The 14414-nt window shown below is 59.7% G+C and carries 15 protein-coding genes; 9 read left to right on the top strand and 6 right to left on the bottom strand.

Translation table 11 applies throughout. The features are described from left to right. Positions 1–13 precede the first annotated feature (13 nt). From ACP0KA_RS27295 to parE, 3 genes are read right to left on the bottom strand one after another with little or no spacing between them, the layout of a single operon-like run. Complete coding sequence (locus tag ACP0KA_RS27295) at positions 14–784, bottom strand: SDR family NAD(P)-dependent oxidoreductase (protein WP_424632094.1); 771 nt, start codon at positions 782–784, stop codon at positions 14–16. A 52-nt stretch (positions 785–836) separates the two neighbouring features. After that, on the bottom strand, positions 837–1031 hold the full coding sequence (locus ACP0KA_RS27290) for a hypothetical protein (protein ID WP_424632093.1): 195 nt from the start codon (positions 1029–1031) through the stop codon (positions 837–839). Positions 1032–1076: 45 nt separating this feature from the next. Continuing rightward, positions 1077–3146 (bottom strand): DNA topoisomerase IV subunit B, encoded by a 2070-nt coding sequence (parE, locus tag ACP0KA_RS27285; RefSeq protein WP_424632092.1) that lies wholly within the window; start codon positions 3144–3146, stop codon positions 1077–1079. A 157-nt stretch (positions 3147–3303) separates the two neighbouring features. On the opposite strand from parE, the gene ACP0KA_RS27280 reads away from it, so the two are divergent. Both ACP0KA_RS27280 and ACP0KA_RS27275 read left to right on the top strand, forming a co-directional pair. Beyond that, positions 3304–3822 (top strand): DedA family protein, encoded by a 519-nt coding sequence (locus ACP0KA_RS27280; protein WP_424632091.1) that lies wholly within the window; start codon positions 3304–3306, stop codon positions 3820–3822. 180 nt (positions 3823–4002) lie between these two features. Then, positions 4003–4992: an MBL fold metallo-hydrolase gene (locus ACP0KA_RS27275; protein WP_424632090.1), complete on the top strand. Its 990-nt coding sequence runs from the start codon at positions 4003–4005 to the stop codon at positions 4990–4992. Positions 4993–4995: 3 nt separating this feature from the next. Here the strand turns inward: ACP0KA_RS27275 and ACP0KA_RS27270 are convergent, their stop codons facing one another. After that, the gene (locus ACP0KA_RS27270; RefSeq protein ID WP_424632089.1) at positions 4996–5148 is read right to left on the bottom strand and encodes a hypothetical protein; all 153 of its coding nucleotides are present in this window, start codon (positions 5146–5148) and stop codon (positions 4996–4998) included. Positions 5149–5226: 78 nt separating this feature from the next. Between ACP0KA_RS27270 and argC the strand changes: the two genes are divergently transcribed. Beyond that, entirely contained in the window at positions 5227–6285 is a 1059-nt protein-coding gene (argC, locus tag ACP0KA_RS27265; RefSeq protein ID WP_424632088.1) for an N-acetyl-gamma-glutamyl-phosphate reductase, read from the top strand. A gap of 69 nt (positions 6286–6354) precedes the next feature. On the opposite strand, the gene ACP0KA_RS27260 is transcribed toward argC, so the two are convergent. Further along, on the bottom strand, positions 6355–6753 hold the full coding sequence (locus ACP0KA_RS27260) for an MAPEG family protein (protein ID WP_424632087.1): 399 nt from the start codon (positions 6751–6753) through the stop codon (positions 6355–6357). 229 nt (positions 6754–6982) lie between these two features. After that, complete coding sequence (locus ACP0KA_RS27255) at positions 6983–8800, bottom strand: PHA/PHB synthase family protein (protein ID WP_424632086.1); 1818 nt, start codon at positions 8798–8800, stop codon at positions 6983–6985. A 299-nt stretch (positions 8801–9099) separates the two neighbouring features. On the opposite strand from ACP0KA_RS27255, the gene ACP0KA_RS27250 reads away from it, so the two are divergent. From ACP0KA_RS27250 to ACP0KA_RS27225, 6 genes are all read left to right on the top strand, one after another. Further along, positions 9100–9375, top strand: a complete 276-nt coding sequence (locus ACP0KA_RS27250; RefSeq protein WP_424632085.1) for a hypothetical protein — start codon at positions 9100–9102, stop codon at positions 9373–9375. Positions 9376–9567: 192 nt separating this feature from the next. Further along, positions 9568–10785, top strand: coding sequence for an LL-diaminopimelate aminotransferase (locus tag ACP0KA_RS27245; protein ID WP_424632084.1), 1218 nt, complete (start codon positions 9568–9570; stop codon positions 10783–10785). A 23-nt stretch (positions 10786–10808) separates the two neighbouring features. Further along, on the top strand, positions 10809–12131 hold the full coding sequence (locus ACP0KA_RS27240) for a homoserine dehydrogenase (protein ID WP_424632083.1): 1323 nt from the start codon (positions 10809–10811) through the stop codon (positions 12129–12131). Between the two features lie 46 nt (positions 12132–12177). Next, the gene (glpX, locus tag ACP0KA_RS27235; RefSeq protein WP_424632082.1) at positions 12178–13176 is read left to right on the top strand and encodes a class II fructose-bisphosphatase; all 999 of its coding nucleotides are present in this window, start codon (positions 12178–12180) and stop codon (positions 13174–13176) included. 13 nt (positions 13177–13189) lie between these two features. Further along, positions 13190–13639 carry an N-acetyltransferase family protein gene (locus tag ACP0KA_RS27230; RefSeq protein ID WP_424632081.1) on the top strand — a complete coding sequence of 150 codons (450 nt, stop codon included), beginning with the start codon at positions 13190–13192 and terminating at the stop codon, positions 13637–13639. Positions 13640–13648: 9 nt separating this feature from the next. Then, positions 13649–14362 carry a haloacid dehalogenase type II gene (locus ACP0KA_RS27225; protein ID WP_424632080.1) on the top strand — a complete coding sequence of 238 codons (714 nt, stop codon included), beginning with the start codon at positions 13649–13651 and terminating at the stop codon, positions 14360–14362. Positions 14363–14414 lie beyond the last annotated feature (52 nt).

The raw sequence follows: 14414 nt of genomic DNA, 5'->3' as shown, positions 1-14414 counted from the left end.
TTCAGTTCGAGCATTACCCCTGCGCGGAATAGCCGCCGTCGACGGGGATCGAAATTCCGGTCAGGAAGTCGGATGCCGGGGAGGACAGAAAAACGGCTGTGCCGGCGAGGTCATCCGGATTGCCCCAGCGCTTGGCCGGTGTTCGCGCCAGCACGGTCTCATGCAGGGTTGGAATTTGTACGCGGCCCCTGCGCGTCAATTCGGTATCGATCCAGCCCGGCAGGATGGCGTTGGCCTGGATGTTGTCTTGCGCCCAGGACGACGCGATGGCTTTGGTGAACTGCACGATGCCGCCTTTGCTGGCGGCGTAGGCGGGCAGAAATCCCGCGCCGAAAATCGACATCATCGAGCCGACGTTGATGATCTTGCCGCCACCGGCTTTTTTCATCGTCGGATAAACGGCCTGAGCGCAAAGAAACGCGCTGGTGAGATTGGTGTCGATCACCTTATGCCAATCGTCGAGATCGAGCGTATCGGCTGGGTTGCGGATATTGATGCCGGCATTGTTGATCAGGATGTCGAGCCGGCCAAAAGCGGAGAGCGTTGCATCGACCATTCCGATGACCGCGGCCTTGTCCGCCACATCGACATTCAGCGGCAATGCCTTCACGCCGAGCTGCTCGATCTCTGCGGCGGCGCTTTTTGATTTCGCTTCGTTGCGTCCCGCAATGACAACGCTGGCCCCCGCGCGGGCAAGGCCGCGCGCCATGCCGAGGCCGATGCCGCCATTGCCGCCGGTGATGATGGCGACCTTTCCGGAGAGATCGAAAGGAGATGCAGTCATAGGAGCCTCATCGACGTTCTTGAGGGATCGCGCGCAGGATCGCGAGACACGATCAGGATTTGCCGCGATAGGCAAGCACGACCAGCACCAGGCCGACCAGGCTCAGGCCCCCGCCATACCAAGCCCAGCTGATCTGATCGATCATGAAGCTTGATTGCGGCCACCGCACATAACCCGTGCCTTGACCGATCCACAGCAGGCCGATCAGAAGCGCGAGCATGCCAATGGTGAGCAGGGGAGTTCTCATAACGGCAATGCTCGCAAGGAATTGGCTCGACGCTTGTCGAAGCCGTCACACGTCCAGCAAATCCTCGCTGGCGAATTCGGCCTTGTCCGAGATGAATGCGAAACGGGCCTCGGCTTTGGTGCCCATCAGGCGTTCAACGGAATCGGCCGTTCCCTCGCGGTCGTCCGGCAGCAAAACCACGCGGAGCATGGTGCGCTTGGCCGGGTCCATCGTGGTCTCTTTCAACTGCGCCGGCATCATCTCGCCCAAGCCTTTAAAGCGGCCGATATCGACCTTGGCGTTGGCGTTGAACTGGGTTTTGAGCAGTTCGTTGCGATGGGCTTCGTCGCGCGCATAGACCGTCTTGGCGCCATGGGTGAGGCGATAGAGCGGTGGGACCGCGAGGTACAGATGCCCTTCGTCGATCAGGCGCGGCATTTGCCGGTAGAAATAGGTGATGAGCAGTGAGGCGATGTGGGCACCGTCCACGTCGGCGTCGGTCATGATGATGATGCGCGAGTAGCGCAAGTCTTCTTCACGGTAGTGCGCGCCGGTGCCGCAGCCGATTGCCTGCATGAGGTCGGCAAGCTGTGCATTGGCTGTCAGCTTGTCGCGGGTAGCTGACGCGACGTTGAGGATTTTTCCGCGCAACGGCAGCACGGCCTGGGTTTTACGGTCGCGAGCCTGCTTGGCGCTCCCGCCTGCGGAGTCACCTTCGACGATGAACAGCTCGGAGCCTTCCGCTGCGGTGTTCGTGCAGTCGGCGAGCTTGCCCGGCAATCTCAGTTTCTTCACCGCGGTCTTGCGCGAGATTTCCTTCTCCGCGCGGCGGCGCAACCGCTCGTCGGCGCGCTCAACCACGAACTCGAGCAGCTTGTTGGCCTGCAGCGGGTTGCCCGTGAGCCAGTGATCGAAGGGGTCCTTGATCGCCTGTTCCACGATACGCTGCGCTTCCGCGGTCGCGAGGCGATCCTTGGTCTGGCCCTGAAACTCAGGCTCGCGAACGAACACGGACAGCATGGCGGCTGCGCCGACCATCAAGTCCTCGGATGTGACGGACGCCGCTTTCTTGCCCTGGCCGATGCGTTCGGCGTAGTCCTTCAGGCCGCGCAGGAGCGCGCTGCGGAAGCCTGCCTCGTGCGTGCCGCCGTCGGGCGTGGGAACGGTGTTGGTGTAGGACGACAGGAAGCCGTCGGCATCCGCGGTCCATGCGACAGCCCATTCGCAGGCGCCGTGTGCGCCATTGCGGCCGGATTTGCCGGAGAAGATATCCGGATGCACCAGCGTATCGGCGTGAATGGCCGCGGCGAGATAATCCTTGAGGCCGCCCGGGAAGTGGAAGGTATCCTCGGCAGGCACATCCTCGATGCCCTTGAGCAGTTCGGGATCGCAACGCCAGCGGATCTCGACACCGCCGAACAGGTAGGCTTTCGAGCGCGCCATCTTGAACAGACGCTGCGGTTTGAAAGCTGCTTTCGCGCCAAAGATTTCCGGATCGGGCTTGAAGCGAATGCTGGTGCCGCGGCGGTTATTGACCTTGCCGAGCTCTTCGAGCTTGCCCTTCGGCTTACCGCGCTCGAAGGTCATTTTGTACAGCTGCTGATTTCGCGCGACTTCGACAACGAGCAGTGTGGAGAGGGCGTTCACCACGGACACGCCGACGCCGTGCAGGCCGCCCGACGTCTCATAGACCTTGGAATCGAATTTGCCGCCCGCGTGCAGCGTGCACATGATGATTTCGAGGGCGGACTTCTTCGGAAACTTGGGATGGGGATCGACCGGGATGCCGCGGCCGTTGTCGTTGACAGCCAGATAGCCATCCGCGGTCAGAATGACCTCGATGAACGTGGCGTGACCGGCGAGGGCCTCGTCCATCGAGTTGTCGATGACTTCCGCGAAGAGGTGGTGCAGCGCCTTCTCGTCGGTGCCGCCGATGTACATGCCAGGGCGCCGGCGGACCGGTTCCAGCCCTTCAAGGACTTCAATATCTCGTGCGGTGTAGCCGGCCTCGGCGCCACTTGCGCGGGCAGCGGGCTTGGCAGCCGAGCGCGGCTTGCGGTCGGGCGCCGCGAAAAGGTCGCGGCCGGCTTTTGACGCGCTAGTCGCTTTTTCGTTACTTTTCAATGATTTCGACATGGTCTTTAATCTTGCAGAATCGGAGAGAAAGGCGAATCGCTGGCTATCACTATGCCACGGTTGGGGCTGTAAATGTGACGCAGCCGGTTCCCGTACAAGGTGACAGCCGACGTGCTAAGCGAGTCCATTCGATTGAAGGCCGGGAACCAAGGCATCCATGACTTTTGAGGAAATGACCCGCGGGCTGGCAGAGTTCGTCCGTGACCATCAGGTCTGGGCCGCGCCTGTGGTTTTCGTGCTCGCGTTCGCAGAGTCGCTGGCTTTTCTTTCTCTCATCATACCTGCATGGGGCGCCCTGGTTTCAATCGGCGCGCTGATTGGTGTGAGCGGAATCAGCTTCTGGCCGGTCTGGCTTGCGGGAAGTTTGGGGGCCGCTTGCGGCGATTGGCTTTCCTATTGGATCGGGGTCAAGTTTCATAATCGCATCGCGCACATGTGGCCGATGTCGAGCTTCCCTGAGATGCTGCCGCGGGCGGAGCGGTTCATGAAGAAATGGGGAGTCCTTGGGATCTTCATCGGCCGCTTTTCGGGGCCGTTACGGGCCACAGTGCCGCTCGTCGCGGGTGTGGTGGAGATGCCGTATTGGCGTTTTCAATTCGCCAATTTTTCCTCTGCATTCCTGTGGGCGGCTGTGTTGATGGCTCCCGGCATGCTCGGCGTGAAGATGCTGATGTGATGCCCCGCTCAAAACAATTTTTTGATGTGGAATGAGACGACATCGAGCGGTGTTAAGCTGATGGCACAACAGGGGGGCTAAGCTTGCGAATGAATCGCAAGCAATGAGACGACCATAGAACACGAGATCAACTCGCGATCGCATTTTATTCAATCTAATTTCACTCAGGGGAGAACGACCATGGATCTCACACGACGTCATGCATTGGCTGGTGCTGCAGCGCTAACCGCGGCTCCGCTTTTGCCTGTGGAGTCTGCACAAGCCTCGGCTCCGGCCGCCAACAAACAGAATGCAAGCTTCTATCGTTACAAGGTCGGTGACATCGAAGTGACGGTCGTCTCGGACGGTTCGACGACCTTGGCGCTCGGTGACAGCTTCGTTCTCAATGCCAAGAAGGATGAGGTCAATGCTGCACTGGAGAAGGCGTTTCTTCCGCGCGACAAGGTGACGATCAACTTTGGACCGTTGGTCATCAATACCGGCGGCAAGCTGGTGGTGGTCGATACGGGCAATGGCCCGGCAGCGTTTGCCGCAAGCAAGGGCGGAAGCGGTCAGTTTGCTTCCAACATGGCGGCAGCCGGGATTGATCCAAAGAACGTCGACATCGTGGTGATTTCTCACTTCCACGGCGACCACGTGAACGGTCTGCTGACGGCTGACGGTCAACCCGCGTTTCCGAACGCTGAAGTCCTGGTGCCGTCGGTGGAGTGGAAATACTGGATGGACGACGGCGAGATGAGCCGCGCGTCAGGTGATCGGATGCAAGGTCTCTTCAAGAACAACCGCAGAGTATTCGAAACCGGACTGAAGAAGAAGGTCACGCCGTATGAGTGGGGCAAGGAAGTTGCTCCAGGCATGCTGGCCGTCGAAACCATCGGTCACACGCCGGGACACACGTCCTACGTGCTCTCGTCTGGCGCGGACAAGGTCTTCATCCAGTCAGACGTGACCAACAATCCTGATCTGTTTGCCCGTAATCCAGGCTGGCATCTGATGTTCGATCAGGATCCGGCTCAGGCCGAAACTACGCGCCGCAAGATCTATGACATGATTGTCGCCGATCGAATGCGCGTGCAGGGCTTCCATTATCCCTTCCCGGGGTTGGCCCATATCGAGAAGGACGGCACCGGATATCGCTGGATTCCGGCGCCATGGAATCCTGTCATCTAAAGTTCATGACTTGACGAAAAATGGGCGCGGACCTATATCCGCGCCCATGAACAGCGCCACCACCATTATTTTCAATCGCCGCCGCCGCATCTTCGCGGTATGGGCGGCTGATTGCGTCTGATCATCGTCGATGCCGCCGGAAATGGTCCGCGGCATCTTGTTTCTCGTCAAAACTTGCCGCAAGACCTGCTCCGGTAGCGTTCATTTTTGAACTTGCTCGGGTAAGGACACGTCATGGCTGAAAAGAAGAAAATCGGCATCCTCGGTGCCTCTGGTTACACCGGCGCTGAACTGGTTCGGCTGCTGTTGCGTCACCCCCGTGTAGACATCGTTTTGCTCACCGCCGACAGACGGGCAGGGCAGATGATGGGCGACGTGTTTCCGCAATTCGCGCCTTATGACCTCCCACGGCTCGTCACGATCGATGAAGTCGATTGGAGCACGGCGGGCCTCGATCTCGTGTTCTGCGCGTTGCCCCATGCGACGACGCAGAAGGTTCTCAAGGACGTGTTGGCCAAAGCACCGGAGACCAAGGTCGTCGATTTGTCGGCCGACTTCCGGCTGAGCGATCCGGCTGCCTATGCGAAGTGGTACGGTCACGAGCACCATGCACTCGAATTGCAGAACGAAGCCGTCTACGGCCTGGTGGAAGTTTACCGGCGCGACATCAAGAAGGCTCGGTTGGTCGCGAACCCCGGCTGCTACACGACCACCGCCCAACTACCGCTCATTCCTCTGTTGAAGGCCAAGGCTATCGAGCCGGATGAGATCGTCATCGACGCGAAGTCCGGCATGACCGGCGCCGGACGTTCGGCCAAGGAAGAGATGCTGTTCTCTGAAGTGTCAGAAGGCTTCCACGCCTATGGTGTCGGTCAGCATCGGCACATGGCCGAGCTCGATCAGGAATTCTCCAAAGCGGCAGGCAAGGAGGTGCTGGTCTCCTTCACGCCGCATCTCACGCCGATGAATCGGGGTATTTTTGCGACGATCTATGTGCGGGGACGCAGAGGCAAGATCGCTCAGGATCTGCATGAGATCCTGGTCAAGCAGTACGAGAAGGAGCCGTTTGTTTACGTGCTGCCATTCGGCAAGATGCCGCAGTCGCGGCATGTCCGCGGCTCGAACATGACGTTCATCGGGGTGACCGCTGATCGCGTGTCGGGACGAGCGATCATCATTTCGACGCTCGATAACCTGACCAAGGGCGCGTCCGGGCAGGCGGTTCAGAACATGAACCTGGTGCTTGGTTTCCCGGAGACGATCGGCATCGATCAGCCGCCGATGTTTCCGTAATTGTCTTCGACGCAGGAAAAAAGGGACGGCTTGGCCGTCCCTTTTTTATTTGGCTGTCGTTTTGAGCGATCAGACGAGCTGAAATATTCCGAGCACCAGCACGACCTGCGCCAGAAACCCGACGGTGAATGCCAGCGTGCGCAGGACAGGAACGCCGAGCGTGTAAAAGATCAGGTGTGCGACGCGTGACCAGAAGTAGACGGCGCAGGCGAGGACCGTCCATTTTGTCGAATAATCAATCGCATTCAGGATCAGGACCAGCGGCGCAAAGATCATGAGGTTTTCGACTGCGTTGTCATGGGCAAACATCAGGCGGTTGGCCCATTCAGCTTGCGGCTTGTCGGTGCGCGAGGGGTTGGCCATTGTGCCGCCGAGGCCGCGGACCTGACAGCGATTGATGATGTAGGGGACCCACAACAGGCCGGTCAGAATAACAGTCAGCGTCAGCCAGAATAGTTCGCGTGTCATCGACGTTTCCCTTCAATGTCTCGATGGCGCCTGAAGGGCCGAACTGCGATCGTGGGAAGAAGAGCCGACTCTACAGTCGAATCCGACGGGCCATCGTCACGTTCATTCATAGACGGTAGATGAAGTCAGGCCAATGTCAGCAGTGAATTTGCCGCTGAAACGGGGCATTCATGTACTGGATAACCCAGGAATCCGGACGGGTTGTCGGGGGCAGCCGTGCGGTGCGTTCTCAGGCGCGCACCCGGACATAACTCCCCGGCGCATCCTCGATGGCTTCCATCGGGGCCGCTCCGGGCGTTCGCGCCGCTACCTGCTCAGGATCGATGCTATCGAGCCAGGCACGCCAATCCGGCCACCACGAGCCTTTGTGCTCCTCGGCATCCTTGAGCCAGTCAGCGAGGGACACGTCGTGGATCCGATCGTTGGTCCAGTACTGATACTTGCCAAGTTCGGGTGGGTTGACCACGCCGGCAATGTGGCCGGATCCGGCAAGGACATACCGCACGGGGCCGCCGAAGAACTGCGACCCGTACAGAACCGAGTCCGCGGGCGCGATGTGATCCTCGCGCGTGGCGAGATTGTAGACCGGGATCTTCACCTTCGACAGATCCAGCTGGGTGTTGTCGAGGACCATCGTGCCGGCTGACAACCGGTTCTCCAGATAGCAATTGCGCAGATAATAGGAGTGGTTGGCCGCGGGCATTCGCGTGGCATCTGAATTCCAGTGCAGGAGGTCGAAGGCTGCCGGCTCCTTGCCCTTGAGATAGTTGCTCACGACGTAGGACCAGATCAGGTCATTGGAGCGCAGCATGTTGAAGGCCATCGCCATCTTGCTGCCTTCCAGCACGCCAGCTTGTTGCATGCTGCGTTCGAGGTTCGAGATCTGGCTTTCGTCGACGAACACCAGCAAATCGCCTGCATGGGTGAAATCGACCTGAGCCGCGAGGAAAGTCGCAGAGGTGGTGCGCACACGGCGCTTTTCCGCCAGCCACGCAAGTGTCGAGGCAAGCAGGGTGCCTCCGACGCAATACCCCAACGTATGCACCCGCATTTCGCCGGTGGCCTTTTCTATGACGTCCATCGCCGTCAACGGGCCTTCGTGCATGTAGTCTTCGAAGGTCTTGCCGCCCAGCCTCTTGTCGGGATTGACCCATGAGATCACGAACACCGTGATGCCCTGGTCGACGCACCACTTGATGTAGGACTTCTGGAGGTTGAGATCGAGGATGTAAAACTTGTTGATCCACGGCGGCACGATCAGCAGCGGCGTGCGCAATACACTTTCCGTTGTCGGCGTGTACTGAATGAGCTGCATGATGTCATTCTGGAAGATCACCTTTCCAGGCGTCAGCGCCAGGTCGCGGCCCACTTCGAGGTTGGCGGCAGACTGGCGGATCTTGAGCGTACCACCGCCGGCTTCGATATCTTCCGCGAGCATCTTCATGCCGCGGACCAGATTTTCGGCGTTGCTGGAAAGTGTCTGCCGCAACACTTCCGGATTTGTCAGAACGAAATTGGAGGGTGCCAGCGCATTGGTGAATTGCTGGACATAGAACTCCGCCTTCTTGCGGGTGTGCGCATCAAGGCCCTCGGCGTTCTTGACGAGATCGTTGGCCCACTGTGTGGTCAGAAGGTAGGCCTGCATCACGAAGTCGAAAAACTGGTTTGTTTTCCACTCGGGATCCTGAAAGCGCTTGTCACGGGGCGCGGGCTCGACTGTGGGTTTCGCGGCTTCACCTGCAAGGCGACGTGCGGAATTTCCCAAAAGTTCGAGGAACGCACCGCCGAGCTTCATCTGCAGTTCGGCCGAACGTTTCTGATCCGACAGCCAATATTCCGCCACGGATGTGAACGTCTTCACCACCTCGGCAAGGTCATTGGTCGGCTGATCCTGCCCATCCATCACGGAGCGCGGTTTCAAATACGACGCCAATGCCTGTCCGGCCGAGTCGAGCGCTCGTGTCAGATTGGTCGAGAAGGTTTCAGGATTGAAACCGTTCGCTGCACCGGAATTTTCGGTCGTGGGGCGCGTTGCGACATCACTCATGACAGACGCTATAAGCTTTCATTTCGAGACAGCGTTCATATGATCGCTTCATCGCTGTTATCATGACACAATCCAGCCAGTTGCGGTGATTTGCATGTGCTGCGGCGCGTCATGCTCGTTAATCTAATCGTCACATTAGGGCCTCAAGGGTTCTTTCTAGTTCGTCCGGGTTGTTTGAGAATTAACGCCTTCGACCCACATTGGATGCCGACGATACCGTCAGCTTATGACCTTGATGCATCCAAACGAGTTTGTGAGGGGATGTGAGTACTTCTTTGCCAAGGCGCAGGGTGTGGAGCATGCGGCTGCCATTGTCGGCCGGCATGGTCTTGCTTGGCGTCACGTTGGGCGGATGTTCAATTCCCTTGGCGGACATGCCGCTTGTGGGGTTACCCGCGAACACGCCCGCGCGTCCGGCGACGCCACCCGACTACCTGCCTGTTCATGATTTGCCGGCACCTCGGGATGAGCAGGTGCTGACCCCGGACCAGCAGGCCAAGCTGGAAAAAGACCTGATCGCGGCCCGTGATCGCCAGGCCTCGGGCGCCCAAGGTGCACAACGGCGGAATAACTGAGCCGCTCTGATGGTGCGGGCTGCGGTTCGTGCTAAAAAGACCACGATTCAACCGCAAAACGCATTTGAATCAGCGTAATATACCAAAATGACGCGTTTTCTCTGGAAGTGTAGACTTCCACTTCAAGTTGAAGCGCGTGAGCGATGTTGTTGTTCTTGCCGGTAAATTTGCCGGCCCCCGGAGCCTGGACCAATGGAAGAGTTCTATCGTATCCGCCGTTTGCCGCCTTATGTGTTCGAACAAGTCAATCGAGCCAAGGCCGCCGCGCGGAACGCCGGAGCCGACATCATTGACATGGGCATGGGAAATCCGGACCTGCCGACGCCTCCTCACGTTCTTGAGAAGCTTAAGGAAACCCTCGGGAAGCCCCGTACGGACCGCTATTCAGCCTCCAAGGGCATTCCCGGCCTTCGGCGGGCACAGGCTGCCTATTACGAGCGCCGGTTCGGCGTGAAACTGAACCCCGAAACCCAAATCGTCGCCACCCTCGGCTCGAAGGAAGGGTTTGCCAACGTCGCCCAGGCGATTACCGCACCAGGCGATGTCGTGCTGGTGCCGAACCCCAGTTACCCGATCCACGCTTTCGGCTTCCTGATGGCCGGCGGCGTGGTTCGCTCGGTCCCGGCCGAGCCGACGCCTGAGCTTTTCCAAGCGCTGGAGCGGGCGATCATTCATTCGATCCCGAAGCCGATCGCGATGATTGCCTGCTATCCGTCCAACCCCACATCCTATGTGGCGTCGCTGGATTTTTATCGCGACCTTGTTGCGTTTGCGAAAAAGCACGAGATTTTCATTCTCTCAGACCTCGCTTACGCGGAATTGTATTTCGACGGTAACCCGCCGCCTTCGGTGCTGCAGGTGCCGGGCGCGATTGACGTCACGGTTGAATTCACGTCGATGTCCAAGACGTTTTCCATGGCCGGCTGGCGCATGGGCTTTGCCGTCGGCAATGAACGGATCATCGCGGCCCTTACGCGCGTGAAATCCTATCTCGACTACGGCGCATTCACGCCGGTTCAGGTGGCCGCAACGGCGGCGCTGAACGGTCCGCAGGAGTGCATCCAGGAGATGCGGGACATCTACCGCAAGCGCCGCGATACGCTGGTGGAATCGTTCGGCCGCGCGGGTTGGGACATTCCGCCGCCGGCCGCCTCGATGTTCGCCTGGGCTCCGTTGCCCGAGAAATTCCGCGATGTCGGCAGCATGCAGTTCGCGACGCTGATGGTTGAGAAATCCGGCGTTGTGGTGTCGCCCGGCGTGGCCTTTGGCGAGCACGGCGAGGGGTATGTCCGCATCGCGATGGTGGAAAACGAGCAACGAATTCGCCAAGCAGCCCGCAATATCCGCCGTTTCCTTGAATCCGGCGTTGAAACGTTGCACAACGTGGTTCCTCTCGCCAATCGGCGGTAAAATTTCCGGCAGGTTTCATCGTTATGGTCGCACCACTTAGAGTGGGTATTGCGGGGCTCGGCACCGTGGGAGCCGAGGTCGTTCGTCTCATCGAAGCTCAAAGCAGGGTTTTGTCGGCGCGATGCGGTCGCAGTATCCGTGTCGTCGCCGTTACGGCGCGGTCGAAGGCGAAAAAGCGCGGGGTCGATCTGCGGGGCATCACGTGGGCCAAAAGCCCGCTCGCGCTCGCGAACGATCCCAACGTCGATTGCTTCGTCGAACTGATGGGCGGAGCGGGCGAGCCGGCGTTGTCGGCCATCGAAGCCGCTCTCAAAAACGGCAAGTCGGTCGTCACCGCCAACAAGGCGCTGATCGCTAAGCATGGGTCGAAGCTGGCCGCACTGGCGGAAAAGCATGGCGCGGCGTTGAACTACGAAGCCGCCGTCGGTGCTGCGATCCCGGTAATCAAGACGTTGCGTGAGGGCCTGGCGGGCACCGACGTGCACCGCGTCTATGGCATTCTCAACGGGACCTGCAATTACATCCTGACGCGCATGGAGAGGGAAGGTCTGTCCTTCGCCGAATGTCTCAAGGATGCGCAGAGGCTGGGATACGCCGAGGCCAATCCGTCTTTCGATGTGGACGGGCACGACACCGCGCAGAAGCTTGCAATTCTTGCGAGCCTTGCTTTCGGCACCAAGGTCAACCAGAGTGCGGTCTACGTTGAAGGTATCTCATCGATCGCTCCGGAAGATTTGAGAGCCGCCGAGGAACTTGGTTATCGCGTGAAGCTTTTAGGTGTCGCGGTCCGCACCGAGACCGGAATCGAGCAACGCGTGCATCCCACCATGGTCCCCAAATCTTCGTCGATCGCGCAGGTGATGGACGTCACCAACGCCGTGACGATCGACGGCGACGGCATTCCCCCGATCACCCTGGTTGGTCCGGGAGCCGGTGGTGCTGCGACCGCTTCCGCTGTCCTGGCCGATATTGCCGATGTCGCGCGCGGCATTCGCGCGGTGCCGTTCGGCCGTCCAGTCGACAAGCTCAAGACGACCACCAAAGCTCCGATGAAGCGCCACGAGGGCGGCTATTACATCCGCCTGATGGCGCGCGATTTGCCCGGAACTGCGGCCACGATCGCAACCCGCCTTGCCGAACAGAAAATTTCCATCGAATCCATCGTTCAGCGTCATCCTGATGGCGCAGTGGACCTGCTAGATGCCCGCCGCAAGGCGACGCCCGTGCCGGTTATTCTCATCACCTACGCGACGAGCGAGGATGCGGTTCACCGCGCCTTGCATGCCGTGCAGCAAGATCGGGTGATAACCGGTCGGCCGCAGGTGATACGTATTGAAAAGAACTGATAGGCTCAGCCCAGCCGGGCCTATCATGACGTTTAGGAGTGTGCCGATGTCGACGACTATTTCCGTTCCGCCGCAGCTTTTGCTGGAACGCATTCTCACGCTGGAAATCGTCCGCGTGACTGAACGGGCGGCGGTCTCGGCGGCACGGCTGCGCGGCCACGGCAACGAGAAGGCCGCAGACCAGGCTGCAGTCGATGCCATGCGGCGCGAGCTCAACAAGATCCCAATCGAAGGTACGGTGGTGATCGGTGAGGGCGAGCGCGACGAAGCTCCGATGCTGTTCATCGGCGAGAAAGTCGGCATCCAGGCCGGCCCAAAAGTCGACATCGCGGTTGATCCGCTCGAAGGCACAACACTCTGCGCGAAGAACATGCCGGGTGCGATCGCGACCATGGCGATGGCGGAAGGCGGCACGCTGCTGCACGCGCCGGACGTCTATATGGAAAAGATCGCCGTTGGCCCGGGCTATCCCAAACATGTGGTCGACCTTGATGCGCCGCCCGCGGAAAACATCCGCCGTCTGGCCCGCGCCAAGGATGTCCATCCCTCCGCAATCACCGCGCTTGTGCTCGATCGTCCGCGCCACGCGGAGATCATCAACGCGATCCGCAGCACGGGTGCTGCCGTCCGCCTCATCACCGATGGTGACGTCGCAGGTGTCATTCACACCGCCGACCCGGACAACACCGGCGTCGATATCTACATCGGCACCGGCGGCGCACCGGAAGGTGTGCTGGCGGCTGCCGCTCTGCGCTGCATCGGCGGCCAGATGCAGTGCCGTCTCATTCTCGACAACGATGAGAAGCGCGAGCGTGCCGCGAAGATGGGCATTACCGATCCGAAGATGATCTACGGCATCGAAGACATGGCCAGGGGCGATTGCCTGTTCGCTGCAACCGGCGTGACCGATGGTTCACTGTTGTCGGGCGTCAAATTCCGCAAGAACGTCATCGAGACCGAGACGGTCGTGATGCGCTCCGTCACGGGCACGGTCCGTATCATCAAGGGTGAACATCGCCAGTTCGACAAGTTCCATCTTGATTGAGCCGGGGACGACCATGACCGAGCGTGTCGTCATCCGCCCGGTGCACGAGGATGAGCGCGCCGCATGGGAGCCGCTCTGGGCGGGCTACCTGACGTTCTACAAGGCGACAATCCCCGCCACGACGACGGATGTCACGTGGCGGCGTTTTCACGATGAGGCCGAGCCGATGTACGTGCTCGGCGCCTATGTCGACGGCAAGCTGACCGGCATCGTTCATTATCTCTTCCACCGCTCCACATGGACGGTCGGCAACTACTGCTATCTGCAGGACCTGTTCGTGAATACGGAAGCGCGCGGCCATGGCGTCGGGCGCAAGCTGATCGAGGCGGTGTATGAGAAAGCCAAAGCGGCGGGCGCGAGCCGCGTGCATTGGCTGACCCAGTTCGAGAATGCACGGGCGCAAATCCTGTACGACGAGGTCGCCGACCGATCGGGCTTCATGCAATATCGCAAGATGTTTTGAGGACAACCGATGCCCACTGATGTGAAAGCGCTGTTGTTCGATGTCTTCGGCACAGTCGTCGATTGGCGCACGAGCCTGATCGACAATTTCACCAAGTGGGGCAACGCCAAGGGAATTGACGGCGACTGGATCGGCTTGGTCGATGCGTGGCGCGGTGCCTACATGCCGTCGATGGATGAGGTCCGCAAGCATCCGGATCGGGGCTTCGTGATCCTCGATGATTTACAGCGAAAGTCCGTCGAACCATTGGCTGCAAGGCTCGGTATTACCGGCCTGACATCGGCCGACTTCGATTATCTGACCCGGGGGTGGCACAGCCTTGAACCCTGGCCCGACAGCGTCAGTGGCCTGACACGGCTCAAGACAAACTTCATCATCAGCCCGCTCTCGAACGGCAACGTCGCGCTGCTGACCAACATGGCCAAGCATGCCGGATTGCCATGGGATTTGGTCCTGAGCGCAGAAGTCTTCAAACACTACAAGCCGGATCCGGAGACCTATCTCGGCGCCGCGAAGATCCTGGGCCTGCGGCCCGAGCAGGTGATGCTGGTGGCTGCGCACAATAACGATCTCGCTGCGGCACGGGCCGTTGGTCTCAAGACCGCCTTCGTGCCCCGGCCGACGGAATACGGACCGTTGCAGAACCGCGATTTCGGCCCTGAGGGCGAGTGGGATTTCGTCGTCAAGGATTTGAACGATCTGGCAGACAAGCTTGGCTGTTAGAAGCAGCACAAATACTTCGAATCATTGAACGCGTGCGCATCGCGCTTATTTT

Origin of the sequence: Bradyrhizobium sp. SYSU BS000235 (assembly GCF_049747295.1) — a bacterium.
In the GTDB taxonomy this organism is placed as follows: domain Bacteria; phylum Pseudomonadota; class Alphaproteobacteria; order Rhizobiales; family Xanthobacteraceae; genus Afipia.
This window is presented reverse-complemented; position numbering and strand designations above follow the sequence as displayed.